We start from the raw sequence: 18,989 nt of genomic DNA, 5'->3' as shown, positions 1-18,989 counted from the left end.
ATTTGGATCATAATAAAGGTTTGGAATGTGTAATCTTGGAATACATATCCATTTCTCGTTGACAAACGATTATTTTTCTGAAATAGTAGCCTAGAGGAATCCTTGTGAGAAAACAAGGATTTTTCTATTGAAAATGGTATATAAAAGAGATAAGATAACTTGCCAAAACTATAGTCGAGGCGTTATTCTATAATAGAAACATATGTTCTGATTTTGGATTAGGAAAGGGGCAAGGAGTTTGGCGAAGCATCAGTTCCAATATAATGAAGATGCGATTCAAGTGTTAGAAGGACTTGAAGCCGTTCGAAAACGCCCGGGTATGTATATCGGGAGCACGGACAGCCGTGGATTGCATCATTTAGTATATGAAATAGTAGATAACTCCGTTGACGAAGCGTTAGCGGGATTTGGCGACGAAATTTCAGTCGTAATACATAAAGATAATAGTATTAGCGTTATAGATAAAGGGCGAGGAATGCCTACGGGAATGCATAAACTTGGGAAACCTACACCTGAAGTTATTTTAACTGTACTTCATGCCGGTGGTAAGTTTGGTCAAGGTGGTTACAAAACGAGTGGTGGTTTGCACGGTGTTGGGGCATCGGTTGTAAATGCCTTATCAGAATGGTTAGTCGTAACGATTAAGCGTGACGGAAATATTTACGAACAACGCTTTGAAAATGGCGGTGTTCCTGTAACGACGCTTGAGAAAATCGGGAAGACGAAAGAGTCTGGTACTACGATGCATTTCAAACCAGATACAACGATTTTCAGCACAACAAATTATAATTATGAAACATTATGTGAGAGATTACGTGAATCTGCATTCTTATTAAAAGGAATGAAAATCTCAATAAAAGATGAACGAAATGATTTAGAGGATGTATTTCATTATGAAACGGGAATTGAAGCTTTCGTTTCATATTTAAACGAAGAAAAAGATTCCATTCATCCAGTTGTATATTTCACTGGTGAACAAAATGGAATTGAAGCAGAACTAGCATTTCAATTTAACGATGGCTACTCAGAAAACATTTTATCGTTTGTAAATAACGTACGTACAAAAGATGGTGGAACACACGAAGCTGGATTTAAAACAGCGATGACGCGTGTGTTTAACGAGTATGCTCGTAAAGTAGCACTATTAAAAGAAAAAGATAAAAACTTAGAAGGCACAGATATTCGTGAAGGTGTAGCGGCTATCGTTTCGGTACGTGTACCAGAAGAAGTGCTTCAGTTTGAAGGGCAAACGAAAGGGAAACTAGGTACAAGTGAAGCGCGTTCTTCAATTGATGCCATTGTATCTGAGCATTTAGCATACTTTTTAGAAGAAAATCCTGATGTAGCTACACTTCTTGTGAGAAAAGCAATTAAAGCAGCACAAGCCCGTGAAGCAGCCCGTAAAGCAAGAGAAGAAGCGCGTAGTGGTAAGAAAAAGAAAAAATCAGAAGGTACGTTAAGCGGGAAATTAACACCTGCACAATCACGTAACCCGCAAAAAAATGAACTGTACCTAGTAGAGGGTGACTCTGCCGGTGGTTCTGCGAAACAAGGACGAGACCGACGTTTCCAGGCCGTATTACCGTTACGTGGTAAAGTAATTAATACAGAAAAAGCAAAGCTTGCTGATATCTTTAAAAATGAAGAGATTAATACAATCATTTATGCGATTGGCGGCGGTGTAGGAAATGAATTTGATGTTGAAGATATTAACTACGATAAAGTTGTAATTATGACCGATGCCGATACGGATGGGGCTCATATTCAAGTATTGTTATTAACGTTCTTCTACAGATATATGAAGCCACTTATCGAAGCTGGTAAAGTGTTTATCGCGCTTCCTCCTTTATACAAAGTAAGTAAAGGAAAAGGTAAGAGTGAGGTAATTGAATACGCTTGGTCAGACGAGGAATTAGACGGTGTAACGAAAAAAGTTGGAAAAGGCTATATGCTACAACGTTATAAAGGACTTGGTGAAATGAATGCGGATCAATTATGGGAAACAACAATGAATCCTGAAACGCGTACATTAATTCGCGTGAAAATTGATGATGCAGCAAGAGCAGAGCGTCGCGTTACAACATTAATGGGCGATAAAGTAGAACCGCGCCGTAAATGGATTGAACGTAATGTACAGTTTGGTATGCAAGAAGAAGGAAATATTTTAGAAAATGAAATGATTATGGAGACGGAGGTGGAATAACATGCAAGCAGAGAAGTTTCATGACCTCCCGCTTGAAGACGTGTTAGGTGATCGCTTTGCACGTTATAGTAAATATATTATTCAAGATCGTGCACTTCCAGATGCACGTGATGGCTTAAAGCCAGTACAAAGACGTATTTTATATTCTATGTATGTAGAAGGTAATGTACATGATAAAGCGTTTCGTAAATCAGCTAAAACAGTAGGTAATGTTATCGGTAATTATCATCCACATGGAGATTCCTCTGTATATGAAGCAATGGTACGCTTAAGCCAAACTTGGAAAGTACGTAATGTTTTAGTTGAAATGCATGGTAATAACGGTAGTGTTGATGGGGACCCAGCGGCAGCGATGCGTTATACGGAAGCTCGTTTATCACCAATCGCATCTGAATTATTACGTGATCTTGATAAAGAAACAGTTGAATTCGTGTCAAACTTTGATGATACGAGTGAAGAACCGGTTGTATTACCAGCAGCGTTCCCGAATTTATTAGTGAACGGATCTACAGGGATTTCCGCTGGTTATGCAACAGAAATTCCTCCGCATCATCTTGGAGAAGTTATTGATGCTACAATGATGCGTATTGATAAGCCAAATAGTACTGTTGATGATTTATTAACAGTTATGAAAGGACCAGATTTCCCAACAGGCGGTATTATTCAGGGGATTGATGGTATTAAAAAGGCGTATGAAACAGGTAAAGGTAAAATTATTATTCGCGGAAAAGCAGAAGTTGAAACAGTGCGCGGTGGGAAACAACAAATTGTAATCACTGAAATTCCTTACGAAGTGAATAAGGCAAATCTTGTAAAGAAAATGGATGAATTACGTCTAGATAAAAAGTTAGATGGTATTGCTGAAGTGCGTGATGAGACAGATCGTACTGGTTTACGAATTGTTGTTGAATTAAAGAAAGAAGCAAACGCCGAAGGTATTTTAAATTATTTATATAAAAATACAGATTTGCAAATTCCATATAACTTTAATATGGTAGCGATCAATAATCGTCGTCCAACACTTATGACATTACCGAAAATTTTAGATGCTTATATTGGACATCAAAAAGAGGTTATTACGAGACGTTCGCAATATGAATTAAGAAAAGCAGAAAATCGTCAACATATTGTAGAAGGTTTAAAGAAAGCATTATCGATTTTAGACCAAGTAATTGAAACAATTCGAGCTTCAAAAGATAAACGTAACGCGAAAGATAATTTAAGTGCAAAATTTGGCTTTACAGAAGCACAGGCAGAAGCAATTGTTTCCTTGCAATTATATCGCTTAACGAATACAGACATTACGGCGTTACAAGAAGAAGCAGATGAGCTTAATAAGAAAATTATTGAGCTACAGGCAATTTTACAAAGTGAAAAAAGATTACTTCAAGTAATTAAAACAGATTTAAAGAGAGTTAAGAAAACATATAGTGATGATCGACGCGCAATTATTGAAGATCAAATCGAGGAAATTAAAATCGATGTAGAAGTGATGATCCCACAAGAAGATGTCATCGTTACTGTAACGAAAGAAGGGTATGTGAAACGTACTGGATGGCGCTCACACAATGCCTCAAACGGCAAAGACTTCGGTATGAAAGAGGGTGACATCTTACTTGAACGATTCGATACGAATACGACAGAGACAGTCCTCTTATTTACGAATAAAGGAAACTATATATATCTGCCAGTATACGAAATGCCAGATATTCGTTGGAAAGATTTAGGTCAGCACGTTGCTAATATCGTTTCACTCGACCGGGATGAAACAATCATTTGGGCAACGGTTGTACAGAACTTTGAGGAAGAAAAACGATTTATCGTATTTGTAACAAGAAATGGTATGATAAAGAAAACAGAATTAAATCAATATAAAGTTCAGCGTTATTCAAGGGCATTCGTTGCTGTAAACTTGAAAAAAGATGATGAAGTTGTCGATATATTTGCGACAGATGGAACGAGTGATATCGTTCTTGCTACACACGGTGCATATGCACTTATTTTCCATGAAGATGAAGTAAGTCCAGTCGGTGTAAGAGCTGCTGGCGTGAAAGCAATTAATTTAAAAGAAGATGACTATGTCGCTTCTGGTAAACCGTTAAATGGTGACAAAGATCAACTTATTCTCGTAACACAGCGCGGTGCTGTAAAACGTCTAAAAGCATCAGAAATTGAAAAATCAACGAGGGCGAAACGAGGTCTTGTTATTTTCAAAGAATTAAAACGTAATCCGTACCGCATTGTCGGTATTGAAATTGTTCGGGACGATGAATTAGTTTACATGAAGACAGAGAAAAACATTGTAGAAGAGATTGATCCGAAAGCGTATCGAAATAAAGACCGGTATAGTAATGGTAGCCTAGTGCTAGATGTTAATGATACTGGTGAAGTAGTAGAAACGTGGACGAAGAAAAGACCAGAATAAAGAGGGCATCTTGCTATGAATAATAGCAAGATGCTTTTTTCTAGGCAATTTATTATGTAAATAATAATAATCTTGTTATAATAACTCAATGAAATCGTTCTCATAAAGTGAAACTTTAATCAATGGGGATTTTCTTTATCCACACTGATTATTAGTTGAACCAATCGGGCTTTAACAAGCAGTTGATTTCTCACCTAATTCCTTAGCTTTCGCTGAATTTTTGGTTAGGAATCTTACTGCCTGTTAAAGCGGGACAAATGGAGGGGCAACATGAAAAAAATAGGTGTAGGGATTGTAGGATTTGGTTTTTCTAGTACGACATTTCATATCCCACTATTACAAACGATAGAAGAATATGATATTCGTGCTGTATTATCCTCAAAAGAAGAGGTAGTAAAAGAAACATTACCAAATGCTAATGTTGTTAGTACAATTGATGAATTGGTGAAGCGAGCTGATGTTGACTTAGTTGTTATTACATCACCTAATACAACTCATTTTCCATATGTAAAAGAAGCAATTTTAAACGGTAAGCATGTTGTTGTAGAAAAACCATTTGTTGTCTCAATTGAAGAAGGGGAAAAGCTTATTTCATTAGCAGAGCAGCATAATGTAATGTTAAGCGTATATCATAATCGTCGTTTTGATAATGATTTCTTAACAATTAAGAAATTGTTAGGAGAAAACAGAGTAGGGAATGTATACGCATATGAATCGAATTTTGATCGTTTCCGTCCACATGTACGTGATCGATGGAGGGAAAAAAATCTACCAGGCTCCGGTATATTATACGATTTAGGATCGCATTTAATTGACCAAGCGTTATCAATATTCGGGAAACCCGATGCGATAAGTGCAGATGTAATAAAACAAAGACCAGGTGCAGAGGTGGATGATTATTTCCACATAGTACTTCATTACGGAGTTAAACGTGTCATTTTACGTAGTAGCAGTTATGTGAAAAAAGCTGGACCGCATTTTATAGTGCATGGAGAGAAAGGTTCTATCGTGAAGTACGGTATGGATTCGCAGGAAGAGCAATTAAAAAATGGAATGAAGCCAGGTGATAACGGTTATGGAGTAGACGATGAAGAGAATTTTGCTACTTTAGAAACAGAAGAAAGCTTAGAGCGTATTCCAACAGAAGTCGGTTGTTATGACAATTATTATAAAGGTGTACGAGATAGTATATTAAATGGTGAGAAACTACCTGTAACAGCAAAAGAAGGTTTAGATGTTATTAAACTGATTCAATTAGCGATTGAAAGCAGTGAAAAAGGTAGAGTCATTTCTATAAAATAAAAAGACACGAAATTCGTGTCTTTTTATTAGGAATATGTGAATATGATTAATTATTTAGTTTAGTCGTTTATCATACATTAATTGGATTTGTATGCCATAAGGATCTTCAATAATACCATATGCTTCACTAAATATATTTTTTTCTAGCGGAGAGATTATTTTCACATGCTTATCGGAAATTAAATTATTATAAAACCTTTGTATTTCTTCTAAATTAGCGCTTTGAATGCAAAGTGACATGTTATTTCCAACGTTATAACGTTCATTAGTATTCATTGTATCTTCTGCTATCATTAGCTTTGTATTCCCAATTTGTAAAACAGAGTGAGCGATATGTTCTTTATTTTCACTTGTAATTTTAAAAGAACGATCTCTTTTCGCCAGTTCTTCATACGTAACAACCATTAATTTTTTGGCTTCTAAATTACGTGTATAAAAGTTAATTGCCTCCTTTGCTTGCCCATTCATTGAGAGAAAAATAGCTATTTCTAATGTCATAAATTTACAACTCCTTTATTAGTTAATAATTATAATATAGACTAAAAAGGTTTCAATACATGACACCTTTCGGGAGGTAAATATGAAAAAAACGGAACGAATAAATGATATGCTTATTTTCTTAAATAATAAAAGAAATTTTAATTTAAAAGATTTAATGGTTAGATATGATATTTCTAAAAGTACAGCTTTACGAGATATTCAATCATTGGAAGAAATAGGTGTACCCATATACTCTGAACTAGGTAGAAATGGAAGTTATAAAATTATAGAAAACAGTGTGTTATCGCCAATTTATTTTAGTGTGGATGAAATGTATGCGTTATACTTTTCGATTCTTACACTAAATGGATACAAGACAAAACCATTTAATATAGAAAGTATTGCGCTTGAAAATAAATTTAAACATGTACTACCTGATAATGTGAGTAAAAACATTTCGATTATGGAACGAACGCTTTCCTTTGAAGTAACAAATCATAGTAATTTTAGTCCGTTCTTAAAAGAAATTTTACAGGGGATTTTTGCTGAGCGAGTTTATTATTTAACATATTTAAAAAAAGATGAGGAGAAAGTATTGGTCGCCCAATTTATTCGAATCGAATCTAAATTTGGCCAGTGGTATGCTAAAATCTTTAATTTTGAGACAAATGATGTTCAAATAATTAGATGTGATAAAATTCTTTCTATTGAGGAAACAAGCAACACGAATTCAAAAACTCTTGAAGAACTATTAAGTTATCTTACAAACTTTCACAGAAAACCTGATGCAATTGATTTTAGTGTCATTGTTAATCAAAAAGGAAAAGATATTTTTGATAAAGAGAATTATCCTTCCATGAGGATACAAAAAGAAAATGAAAATTATAGTATAACAGGCTATTTTAACAAGCAAGAAGTTGAGTTTATTTCAAGTTATTTTCTAAATTTTGGTGAAACGATTATTTCAATTCAGCCTGTGATGCTAAAAGAGTTAATCTATAATAAGGTGTTATCTATAAAGCAGCATTTAACTTCTTTAAGATAAAGTTAGTTTTAGTCATTTTTTGATATGAAAAAGCCCTTGCGATTTAAATATCCAAGGGGCTTTTTGGTGATTTTATTTGTTCTTTAGAAAAATTACTTTTGTGGAACAGAAAGACCATAGAAGAACATCGTAACGATATCTTTTATATGTTTTTCCCGATCTCCTTCAAGAAGTTGTGCTCCAAATTCATCACCTAATTTTGTAAACATTTGAATGTAAAGTAACATCATTTCTTTAGTAAGGTGTGGATTAATTTCGTTTTTGCGCTGAGCTCGTTCTAATATTTCTAAATACCAGGGTAGGATTTTTTCATTTTGATAACTATAAATAAACTTACGGAGTTCTTCGTCCCTTTGCATCATTTGTAGTAACATATCAGGTTGAAATAATCCGCCAGTATTCATTTTTCTTACAATCATTTTTTGCATCATATCATGAAAAGGTAATTTTTCTTCTGCAAGCTCTTTATAATATTGAAATTCAGATATGATAAATTCTTGTATAAGCTCCCTAAATAACGCATCTTTACTTCCGAAATGATTATAAATTGTAACTTGAGAAACGTTTGCTTCTTTTGCGATATGTTCTATTTTCACTTCATTAAATCCACGTTCTGAAAATAATAAGAATGCTGCTTCTTTAATGGCACGCTTTTTCTTTTCTTTTACTCTTTCAAAGCCGTTCAATGCAATCACCTCACTTAAAATATACAAGAAAAAATAATGGAAAACAATAATTTTGAAATATAGACTGATAAATATTTCAAAAAGTTGTTGCGAATATGAAAGATGAGGAGTACAATAATTTTGAAATATCACATATTAAATATTTCAAAAAATGAGGTGGAATTATGATTTCAGTTCAAGATGTCACAAAACAGTTTTCGAATGGAAAAGGTTTGTTTCATATTACATTTGATGTAAAAGAGGGAGAAGTATTTGGTTATTTAGGACCGAATGGTGCCGGAAAATCAACGACGATTCGTAATTTAATGGGATTTATAAAACCGACAGCTGGTAAAGCGACAATTTTCGGATTAGATTGTTGGAATGAAGCAGCGAAAATTCAAAGGGAAGTTGGCTATTTACCAGGAGAAATTTCTTTTATTGAAGGAATGAATGGATTAGAGTTTTTAAAGTTAATGCAAGGAATGCGTGGATTAAAGGATACGAAAAGACGAGATGAACTGATAGAGCGTCTGCAATTTGATGTGAAAACACCGATTCGCAAAATGTCTAAAGGAATGAAGCAAAAAGTAGGGATAGTCGCTGCATTTATGCACGATCCAGAGGTGTTAATTTTAGATGAACCAACATCTGGACTTGATCCACTTATGCAGCAAGTGTTTATAGATTTAATATTAGAGGAAAAGCAAAGAGGAAAAACAATTCTTATGTCTTCGCATATTTTCACTGAAATTGAGAGAACTTGTGACAGAGTAGCTATTATTAAAGATGGTCGACTCGTAACAGTTGAAAATATTCACGATTTACAAAGTATGAGAAGACAAGTGATAGATGTAACAGTATCATCACAAGAAGAGATTGAGTCTCTTACAAAGTGTAATTTGCAATTTGAAGCGGTAAAAGGCAGAGAGGCATCTATCATTGTACAAGGAAACTATCAAACTGTTTTACAAACACTTTCAAACTACAATGTAACGGCACTTCAAACGAGAGCGATGGATTTAGAACATTTATTTATGCATTATTACGATAAGAAAGAAGGGATAACGCATGAATAAGCAATTATTTTTAGCTAGTTTGAAAGAAACACAAAAAAGTATTTTGAGTTATGCGTCTGGTGCAGCTTTATATCTGTGGTTATTAATTTGGATATTCCCGTCAATGGTATCAGCGAAAGGGCTAAATGAATTAATAGGTGCCATGCCTGATAGTGTGAAAAAAATCGTTGGTATGGAAAGTCCGATTCAAAACGTAATGGATTTTCTAGCGGGCGAATACTATAGTTTATTGTTTATTATCATTTTAACAATTTTTTGCGTAACAGTTGCGACACATTTAATTGCTCGTCATGTAGATAAAGGAGCAATGGCATACATGCTAGCAACACCTGTATCTAGAGTGCAAATTGCGATTACACAAGCTGCTGTTCTCATATTGGGACTTCTGATTATTGTATCTGTTACGTATGTAGCTGGGTTAGTAGGTGCAGAATGGTTTTTACAAGATAATAACTTAAATAAAGAGTTATTTTTGAAGATAAATGTAGTCGGAGGGCTCATATTTTTAGTCGTTAGTGCGTATTCATTTTTCTTTTCTTGTATATGTAATGACGAAAGAAAAGCACTAAGTTATTCAGCGAGTTTAACTATCTTATTTTTCGTATTGGATATGGTAGGGAAGTTAAGTGATAAGTTAGAATGGATGAAAAACCTATCATTATTCACGCTGTTTCGTCCGAAAGAAATTGCTGAAGGATCATATAATATATGGCCGGTAAGCATAGGTTTAACTGCTGTAGCGCTTTGTATTTTTATCGTAGCGATTGTAGTATTTAGGAAGAGGGATTTACCGTTATAGAGTAGAAAGTCCACTGAGAAAGTGGGCTTTTTTTATTTGTAAATTTAAACTAGTATGTTTATTGCATCCTTATAAAGGATATTTATCTTTTTAATTACAAAAATATTCAAAAAAGTGAACCTTTTTCTAGGTTCATACGTCTAATACATGTAAAGTTAAATTGGAAGTGATGAAGTGAGGATGAAGCAGGAGGAGCGATTGTGAAAGTAATCCCTTTATATAAAATGGTTATAAAAGAAGAAACGGATGTTTCTTTAGCGAAAAAAGGTGATCATGAAGCCTTTATAGCGCTTATACATACAGAAAAAGTGAAGATGTATCGAATAGCAAAGGCGATGTTACGTGATGAGACAAATATAGAGGATGCGATACAGACAACAATTTTAAAAGCCTATGAAAATATAAAAAAATTAAAAAAAGAAGAATTTTTTCACACTTGGTTAATTCGAATACTAATAAATGAGTGTAACAATATTATTAGAGCGTATAAAAATGTAATTGTGACAGAAGAGAATGATTACAATATGAGTGCGTGTGATCAGTATGAAGATATAGATTTGTGTAATGCGATTCAATCGTTACATGAAGAATTAAGAGCTGTTACGGTGCTTTATTATTATGAAGATATGAATCAAGAGAGTATAGCAAAGCTGTTAGAAATACCGAAAGGAACAGTGAAATCAAGATTATCACGCGCGAGGGAACAACTACAAAAACGATTAAAGATGGAATAGGGGGTGTAAAGGATGGATAATGAAAAATTATTTGATGAGAAATTAAAAAAGAGAATCAAAGATGAAAATGTTATAGTACCTCCAGAGTTAAATGAAAAGATTAATGGTACGCTACATAATCTTAAGGTAAAAAAGAAGAGTTACAAAATTCATATGATGATAATTAGTGCAGCGGTTTGTATACTTTCAGTGGTATCTATGTCTGAGTTTTCTATACAAAGTTTTGCGCAAAATGGTGGAGTATTTGAATATGTAAAGAAAAAAGCGTTTTCTGATTATGAAAATGAAGAAGAAATAAAATCGAATGTACATTATCCAGATAAAGAAAAGATTCATCAAAAAATGCTAGATTCTATTGATTATTTTAAAAATATTTCAGGACAATTTGAGGAATATTCTAGCTCATCAAGAATTGCTACAACATATAAGTATGCGATTGATACGGAGAAACAAAGAGGTATCTCTTCGAAAGAAGATAAACTAGCCAAAAAACGAACAATTATATATAACGAGGGCAAGAAAAAAGAGTTTGATGATGAGAAGTATACCTATAAAGAGACAAAATGGAACCCGAAAGAAAGAAACAATGAACTATTAAAATTAAATCCTACGGAAAGGTTAGTGAGAAAATCAGATGAGAAAAAGAGATATGATGATGAATATGTAGGGCTAGCTAAATATAGTATTCAATCAGAATTCGCAGATTTATTAATTCGATATAAAGATTGGAATTATAAAGAAACGAAATATCTTGGATTAGATTGTTACAAAATTGAAGGAGTTATAAACATAGAGATGCCTGTTAGCACCTCTGAAGATTTAAGAGGGAAATTCGAAATGGTTGTGGAGAAAAATACAGGGATTATGTTGAAATTTCTTAGTTTTCAAGAAGGCTTGATTCAATATTCAGTTACGACTGAATGGATACAAATAGATAAGGGATTGAAAGAAAGTATGTTTCAAAAGGATAGCGCTAAATATGAAAAAATGAGAAACATATTGGATCAATAGAAACAGGAGGAGAGTAAATGGGGAATCATTCATCTTTAAGAGAAGAGAAAAATAAGCAAAAATATAAAAAGAAAAAGATAACAAGTTTACTACTGGCGGTATTACTATTTGGTGGAATTGGCTATGGAGCCTATGTATATATGAAAACTTCTAGTCTTGTACAAAAATCTAATTTGAATTTAGCACGAGGTGAAAAATCCAATTTACGTGAGAAATCTGTAAAGCCAATTGCAAATCATGTTTCACTTTTAATTATGGGAATTGATGAAAATCAAGAACGACAAAAGGAATATAATGGTGCATTTCATACAGATGCATTATTGTTAGCGACTTTTAATAAAGACGATAAAACAGTGAAATTAACAAGCATACCGCGTGATACATATACATATGTTCCAGTTGAAAAGAAAAAAGATAAAATAACCCATGCATATGGAAGTGGTTTCGTTAAAAATGGTAAAGATGGAGGACCGCAAGCTTCTGTGGAAGCGGTAGAAAAATTGTTACAGGTGCCTGTTGATTATTTTGTGAAATTTAATTTTGGTTCCTTTACTAAAATTGTTGATGGGTTAGATGGTATTGAAGTGGATGTCCCAGTTGAATTTACGGAGCAAAATAGTAAAGATGAACCTGATGCGATTCATTTGAAAAAAGGATTACAAAAATTAAATGGGGAAGAAGCACTTGCACTAGCAAGAACGCGCCATATTGATAGTGATGCAATGAGAGGACAGCGCCAACAACTTGTTATTGAAGCGATTTTAAGTAAATTAAAAAGTGTAGGATCGATTACGAAGCTAGAAAAAATAGTTGAGGCGGTTGATGGTGATTTTAAAACAAATTTAGTAATGGATGATATTTTATCTTTTTATAAATACGGTTTAAACGGTTCAGTTGAAAAAATACAATTAGCTGGTGATGATTTATACTTACCTAATGGCCCAAACGGGAAACGTGTATATTATTATAATCCTAATAAAAAAGATCTACAGAGTTTGAGTAATACTCTTAGAACACATCTAGGGTTAAGTGAAAAGCAAATTGAGGAGAATTAAAGCAGACGAAATGTCTGCTTTTTTATTTTTGTAGAAAAGATGTTTTTACATATATGCATTATTTATTAGCAATAATTAACAAGTATTCAAGCGGTAAATGAGATCGAAGTGATTAAAACAACGAATGTGTATGAATGCAAAATAAGGTTTGAACAACATATGGAATTTTTATGAATATTACTGTAAAAAAATAATTTTTTAAAAATTTTCAATAATAATACTTTACAAAAATTAAAAAATTAGTAGAATAAGAATTAGTAAGAATCGTCTGATAAATATATAGAGAAAAACAGAATTATCAGAAAATTCTTTAATAGCTATCGTTTAGAATTAGGGAGGGTACAGAAAATGAAAAAGAAAAAAATGAAAAAACTAACAGCAGTTGTAGTACCGGTTTTGGCAATGAGCATGGCACTAACAGCATGTTCTACATCAGGCGGAGATAAAAAGACAAGCACAAACTCAAGTGGAGATAGCAAGTCAGAGGGAAAATTAGCGGCAAAACAAGTGTTGAATCGAACAGTAAACCAAGAGATTCCAACGATGGATTCTTCTAAATCAACAGATACAGTATCTTCACAAATGCTAGGGAATACGATGGAAGGATTATATCGTCTTGATAAAGATAATAAACCTATTCCAGCTGCAGCAGAATCTAGCACGAAAAGTGAAGATGGTAAAAAATATACATTTAAACTACGTAAAGATGCAAAATGGTCAAATGGAGATCCAGTAACGGCGAAAGATTTCGTATATGCTTGGCAACGTCTATTAGATCCAAAAACAGCTGCTGAGTATGCATTTATCGCATTCCCGATTAAAAATGCAGAAGTAGTAAATAAAGGAGAAAAACCTGTAACTGAATTAGGAGTAAAAGCAGTAGATGATCTTACGCTTGAAGTTGAGTTAGAGCAAGCAGTACCGTACTTCTTAAACTTAGTAGCATTCCCATCATATTATCCATTAAACGAAAAGTTCGTTAAAGAAAAGGGCGAGAAGTTCGGTATAGAGTCTGATACAACAGTTTATAATGGACCGTTCGTTCTTAAAGATTGGAAGCATGAACAAGGATGGCAATTAAAGAAAAATGATCAATATTGGGATAAAAAGACTGTAAAACTTGAAGAAGTTAACTTCAGTGTTGTTAAAGAACCAGCAACTCTTATCAATTTATATGATAGCGGTCAAGTTGACTTTGCTTTATTAACTGGAGAGTTCGTAGATAAATACAGAAATAAGAAAGATGAATTCGGAACATATTCACAAGTGAGTACGTATTTCATTCGTATGAACCAAAAACGTGATGGACAAGATACACCATTAAAGAGTAAAAAGTTACGTGAAGCAATTGCACTATCAGTTGATAAAAAGAATTTAGCAAACGTAATTTTAAATGATGGATCAAAAGAAGCTGACTTCTTAGTACCAAAAGGTTTAGCAACTGGACCAGACGGTAAAGACTTCCAAGAAACGTTTAAAAATGGTTTAAAACCAAATGCTAAAAAAGCTGCTGCAGCTTGGGAAGAAGCGAAAAAAGAGCTAGGTAAAGACCAAGTTACAATTGAATTCTTAAACTACGATACTGGTAATGCGAAAAAAGTTGGCGAATATATTAAAGATCAGATTGAGAAAAACTTAAAAGGTGTAACAGTTAACATTAAACTTCAACCATTTAAGCAAAAACTAAAATTAGAAACTGAACAACAATATGATATTTCGTATGGCGGATGGAATCCGGATTATGCAGATCCAATGACGTTCTTAGATATGTTTGAGACTGGACATTCTCATAACCAAATGAGCTTCTCTGACCCTAAATATGACGGCATGGTGAAAAAAGCTGGAACGGAATTAATGAGCGATGCGAAAAAACGTTGGGAAGAGTTAGGAAAAGCTGAAAAAACATTACTTGAAGAAGATGTAGCGATTGTACCTTTATATCAACGAGGAGATTCTTATGTTTTACAACCAAATGTAAAGGGAGTAGTAAAACATAATATCAGTCCAGAATTTAGCTTTAAGTGGGCATATGTGACTGAAAAATAATAGAGTTGAAAAAGCATTTAAAAGTGGCTTAGCTACTTTTAAATGCTTTTTTTGTGAGCTTAAAATACTAATTTTTAGTGTGGTTAAATAGAGGAGAATAAGGTGTATAGTATGTACATATAGTAGATGGGGGATAAATCCTACTAAATTAAAAAAAACCAGGATATTTAAAAAACTATTTACAAATACGAAAAAAAGAGTAGAATAACATTAGTTGCAATTTTCTGAAAAATAAATCTTTAGTAAGGGGTCTCTCAAGGGTTGGTAATGTACATATAATTAGGGAGGGTACAAAAATGAAGAGAAAAAAGATGAAAAAGTTAACGGCAGTTGTAGTACCAGTTTTAGCGATGAGTGTTGCATTGACAGCATGTTCTGGGTCAGGTGGGGAAAAGAAAACGACTACTACATCAAATAGTGGGGAAGAAAAAAAATCTGATATTAAATATGCAGCGAAACAAGTATTAAATCGTACGGAAAACCAAGAAATTCCGACGATGGATACTTCTAAATCTACTGATACATTAGGTTCGCAAATTTTAGGGAACACGATGGAAGGCCTATATCGCCTTGATAAAGATAATAAGCCAATTCCTGCTGCGGCAGAGTCTAGTACGAAAAGTGAAGATGGTAAAAAGTATACGTTTAAACTGCGAAAAGATGCAAAATGGTCAAATGGTGATCCTGTAACAGCGAAAGATTTCGTTTTTGCTTGGAAGCGCTTACTTGATAAGAATACTGCAGCAGAATATGCATTTATTGCTTACTATATTAAAAATGCAGAAGCGATTAATAAAGGAGAAAAACCTGTAACTGAATTAGGAGCGAAGGCGGTAGATGATTACACGCTAGAAGTAGAATTAGAAAAACCGGTACCGTATTTCTTAAATTTATTAGCATTCCCATCATACTATCCATTAAATGAAAAATTCGTAAAAGAAAAAGGTGATAAGTACGGTTTAGAAGCAGATACAACTGTGTATAACGGTCCATTCGTTATGTCTTCATGGAAACATGAACAAGGTTGGCAGCTAAAGAAAAATGATAAGTACTGGGATAAAAAGACTGTGAAATTAGAAGAAATTAACTATAGTGTAGTAAAAGAGGTTGCAACGAAAGTAAACTTATATGATACAGGATCAATTGATTTTACATTACTATCAGGAGAGTTTGTAGATAAATATAAATCGAACAAAGAAGAATATGGTGAGTATGCGGAATCAAGTACATTCTTCTTACGTTTAAATCAAAAACGTAACGGACAAGATACGCCTTTAAAGAGCAAAAAACTTCGTGAAGCAATTGCATTATCAGTTGATAAAAAAGGATTGGCAAATGTAATTTTAAATAATGGTTCAAAAGCAACAGATCAATTGGTTCCAAAAGGACTTGCGACAGGGCCAGATGGTAAAGATTATCAAGATACATTTAAAAATGGTCTGAAATATAATCCGAAAAAAGGAGCAGCAGCGTGGGAAGAAGCGAAAAAAGAACTTGGAAAAGATCAAGTTACAATTGAATTGCTAAGCTATGATGATGGAACTGCGAAAAAGATTGCTGACTATGTAAAAGATCAAATTGAGAAAAATTTAAAAGGTGTAACGATTAATACGAAAATTCAGCCGTTCAAACAAAAATTAAAATTAGAAACTGCGCAAGATTATGAAATTTCTTATGCAGGTTGGAGTCCAGACTATGCGGATCCAATGACATTTATTGATATGTTTGAATCGAAGAGCCCGTACAACCAAATGAGTTATTCAAATCCAAAATACGATGAAATGGTAGGAAAAGCAGGTAATGAATTAATGAGTGATGCGAAAAAACGCTGGGAAACGTTAGGGAAAGCTGAAAAATTATTCCTTGAAGAAGATGCAGGGTTAGTTCCTTTATATCAAACAGGAAGATCGTATGTAATGAAACCGAATGTAAAAGGAATTGTGAAACATAACATCAGTCCAGAATATAGCTTTAAGTGGGCGTATGTAACTGAGGATGGCGGAAAAAAATAAAGTGAAAGCATTTCAAAAGTGGCTGAGCTGCTTTTGAAATGCTTTTTAGTATGTATAAGGGAATAAATCTCGTTAGTCTATTGAGAATCGGGTAGGTAATTAGGAAGGTTCTATCGGAGGAATTTAGAGAGGTCAGTAAGTAGTAATACAGATGATAGTAAGAGACCTCATGCTAATAAGAAAAATATAGAACGTAGTAATAGAGTGGAATAAGGGGAGAGATGTTTACATATAGTAGACGGGGGATAATTCATATAGTAGTTAAAACAACAAGTTACTATAATAAAAAAATAAATATTTAGAAAATTTACAAAAATACTTTACAAAATTTAAAAAAACAGTAGAATATTAATTAATAAGAATTTTCTGATAACGAAAGTTAGTAGAGAATTTCTAAATGTTAATATCGTACATATAATTGGGGAGGGTACAAAAAAATGAAGAGAAAAAAGATGAAAAAATTGACAGCGGTCGTAGCACCAGTTTTAGTAATGAGTATGGCATTAACAGCTTGCTCTGGATCAGGAGATAAAGAGAAGGCAAGCACAACACCAAAAAGCGGGGAAAAAGAAGGCGGAAAGCTAGCGGCGAAGCAAGTGCTTAATTTAACAGAGTCTCAAGAGATTCCATCTATGGACTCTGCTAAAGCGACAGACCAAGTATCGTTTCTAGCTTTAAACAACGTAATGGAAGGTTTATATCGACTTGATAAAGATAATAAAGCAACACCAGGAGTTGCTGAATCATATAAAAAGAGTGATGATGGTAAAAAGTATACATTTACATTAAATAAAAATGCAAAATGGTCAAATGGAGAGCCTGTAACAGCGAAAGATTTCGTGTTTGCTTGGAAACGTGCGGTAGATAAAAATACAGCAGCAGAATATGCATACATTATGTTTGATTTGAAAAATGCACAAGCGATTAATGAAGGAAAAGCTGAACTAGATACGTTAGGAGTAAAAGCTGTAGATGACTATACGTTAGAAGTAGAATTAGAAAATCCAGTTCCTTACTTTGTAGAATTAACTTCATTTGGAACATTTTATCCATTAAACGAGAAATTTGTAAAAGAAAAAGGTGAAAAGTACGGTTTAGAATCAGATACGACGTTATACAACGGACCGTTTACATTGACAGACTGGAAACATGAAGAAGGTTGGAAGTTAAAGAAAAATGCACAATATTGGGATAATAAAACAGTTAAGTTAGATGAAATCAACTTTAACGTAGTAAAAGATAGCGGTACACGTGTTAATTTATATGAAAGTGGACAAATCGATCGTTCAGGACTTACATCTGAATTTGTTGACAAATATAAATCAAGCCCCGACTTCTTTACACAAAAAACACCATCAACGTTCTTCTTACGTTTAAACCAAAAACGTGGTGGGCAAGATACAGTATTAAAGAACAAAGATTTACGTTTAGCGATTGCAAAGGCATATGATAAAAAAGGCTTAACGAACGTTATTTTAAATGACGGATCTACACCGGCAGATTACTTAGTACCAAAAGAATTTGCTAAGAGCCCAGATGGAAAAGACTTCCGTAAAGAAAATGGAGATATTTTAAAAACAGATGTGAAAAAAGCAAAAGAGCATTGGGAAAAAGCGAAAAAAGAACTTGGAAAAGATGCAATTACAGTAGAACTATTAAACTATGATGGTGATGGTGCGAAAAAAGTAGGAGAATTCTTAAAAGGAGAACTTGAGAAAAACTTACCAGGTTTAACAGTGAATTTGAAAAACCAGCCATTTAAACAAAAGTTAAAGTTAGAATCAGATCTAGATTATGATTTATCTTACGCTGGTTGGGGACCTGACTACTTAGATCCAATGACATTCATTGATATGTTCGTTACAAATGGCCCTCATAACCAAACAGGATATTCAAATCCTAAATATGATGAAATTGTACAAAAAGGTAAAGGTGAGCTATTAACGAAAACGAAAGAGCGTTGGGATAGCTTACTAAAAGCGGAGAAAATGTTATTGGAAGATGCAGCAATTGCACCATTATATCAACGTGGTGATGCTATCGTTCAAAGACCTAAAGTAAAAGGTATTGTTCACCATCCAGTTGGTGGAGACTACAGCTATAAATGGGCATATATTACAGAGGATAAGTAAG

Annotated in this window: 14 protein-coding genes; 12 read left to right on the top strand and 2 right to left on the bottom strand. The window is 33.7% G+C overall.

Features of this window, described 5'->3' with window-relative positions; genetic code table 11:
* The first annotated feature begins 238 nt into the window (after window positions 1–238).
* The 3 genes from parE (at window position 239) to BHV55_RS17845 (ending at window position 5,930) form a co-directional block, all read left to right on the top strand.
* The gene (gene parE / locus BHV55_RS17855; protein ID WP_001062202.1) at window positions 239–2,203 is read left to right on the top strand and encodes a DNA topoisomerase IV subunit B; all 1,965 of its coding nucleotides are present in this window, start codon (window positions 239–241) and stop codon (window positions 2,201–2,203) included.
* 1 nt (window position 2,204) lies between these two features.
* A complete protein-coding gene (gene parC / locus BHV55_RS17850) occupies window positions 2,205–4,628 on the top strand; it encodes a DNA topoisomerase IV subunit A (protein WP_001147465.1) in 2,424 nt (807 codons plus the stop codon).
* 270 nt (window positions 4,629–4,898) lie between these two features.
* Window positions 4,899–5,930, top strand: coding sequence for an oxidoreductase (locus BHV55_RS17845; RefSeq protein ID WP_048568324.1), 1,032 nt, complete (start codon window positions 4,899–4,901; stop codon window positions 5,928–5,930).
* 54 nt (window positions 5,931–5,984) lie between these two features.
* On the opposite strand, the gene BHV55_RS17840 is transcribed toward BHV55_RS17845, so the two are convergent.
* On the bottom strand, window positions 5,985–6,428 hold the full coding sequence (locus BHV55_RS17840; protein ID WP_000171346.1) for a VOC family protein: 444 nt from the start codon (window positions 6,426–6,428) through the stop codon (window positions 5,985–5,987).
* Between the two features lie 82 nt (window positions 6,429–6,510).
* Here BHV55_RS17840 and BHV55_RS17835 point away from each other — a divergent pair, with 82 nt between their 5' ends.
* Window positions 6,511–7,455, top strand: coding sequence for a helix-turn-helix transcriptional regulator (locus tag BHV55_RS17835; protein WP_048568323.1), 945 nt, complete (start codon window positions 6,511–6,513; stop codon window positions 7,453–7,455).
* Window positions 7,456–7,547: 92 nt separating this feature from the next.
* Here the strand turns inward: BHV55_RS17835 and BHV55_RS17830 are convergent, their stop codons facing one another.
* Entirely contained in the window at window positions 7,548–8,150 is a 603-nt protein-coding gene (locus tag BHV55_RS17830) for a TetR/AcrR family transcriptional regulator (protein WP_002005560.1), read from the bottom strand.
* Between the two features lie 155 nt (window positions 8,151–8,305).
* Here BHV55_RS17830 and BHV55_RS17825 point away from each other — a divergent pair, with 155 nt between their 5' ends.
* The 8 genes from BHV55_RS17825 to BHV55_RS17790 all read left to right on the top strand — a co-directional run bounded on the left by BHV55_RS17825 (window position 8,306) and on the right by BHV55_RS17790 (window position 18,988).
* On the top strand, window positions 8,306–9,199 hold the full coding sequence (locus tag BHV55_RS17825; RefSeq protein ID WP_000626568.1) for an ABC transporter ATP-binding protein: 894 nt from the start codon (window positions 8,306–8,308) through the stop codon (window positions 9,197–9,199).
* Window positions 9,192–9,998: an ABC transporter permease subunit gene (locus BHV55_RS17820; protein ID WP_001041439.1), complete on the top strand. Its 807-nt coding sequence runs from the start codon at window positions 9,192–9,194 to the stop codon at window positions 9,996–9,998. Before BHV55_RS17825 ends, BHV55_RS17820 begins: the two co-directional genes overlap by 8 nt.
* Before the next feature lie 200 nt (window positions 9,999–10,198).
* Window positions 10,199–10,732: an RNA polymerase sigma factor gene (locus BHV55_RS17815; RefSeq protein ID WP_000864758.1), complete on the top strand. Its 534-nt coding sequence runs from the start codon at window positions 10,199–10,201 to the stop codon at window positions 10,730–10,732.
* Between the two features lie 12 nt (window positions 10,733–10,744).
* Window positions 10,745–11,743 (top strand): hypothetical protein, encoded by a 999-nt coding sequence (locus tag BHV55_RS17810; protein ID WP_000368243.1) that lies wholly within the window; start codon window positions 10,745–10,747, stop codon window positions 11,741–11,743.
* A gap of 17 nt (window positions 11,744–11,760) precedes the next feature.
* Window positions 11,761–12,798 carry an LCP family protein gene (locus BHV55_RS17805; protein ID WP_000526729.1) on the top strand — a complete coding sequence of 346 codons (1,038 nt, stop codon included), beginning with the start codon at window positions 11,761–11,763 and terminating at the stop codon, window positions 12,796–12,798.
* A gap of 348 nt (window positions 12,799–13,146) precedes the next feature.
* Entirely contained in the window at window positions 13,147–14,844 is a 1,698-nt protein-coding gene (locus BHV55_RS17800) for a peptide ABC transporter substrate-binding protein (RefSeq protein WP_000727532.1), read from the top strand.
* A 296-nt stretch (window positions 14,845–15,140) separates the two neighbouring features.
* Window positions 15,141–16,856: a peptide ABC transporter substrate-binding protein gene (locus BHV55_RS17795; RefSeq protein ID WP_000823472.1), complete on the top strand. Its 1,716-nt coding sequence runs from the start codon at window positions 15,141–15,143 to the stop codon at window positions 16,854–16,856.
* A gap of 437 nt (window positions 16,857–17,293) precedes the next feature.
* The gene (locus tag BHV55_RS17790; protein WP_016111137.1) at window positions 17,294–18,988 is read left to right on the top strand and encodes a peptide ABC transporter substrate-binding protein; all 1,695 of its coding nucleotides are present in this window, start codon (window positions 17,294–17,296) and stop codon (window positions 18,986–18,988) included.
* The last annotated feature ends 1 nt before the right edge of the window (window position 18,989 follow it).

Source organism: Bacillus sp. RZ2MS9 (genome assembly GCF_001816185.2).
GTDB classification, from domain to species: domain Bacteria; phylum Bacillota; class Bacilli; order Bacillales; family Bacillaceae_G; genus Bacillus_A; species Bacillus_A cereus.
Note: the sequence above shows the minus strand (reverse complement) of the source record. Positions and strands in the feature narration are given on the sequence as shown.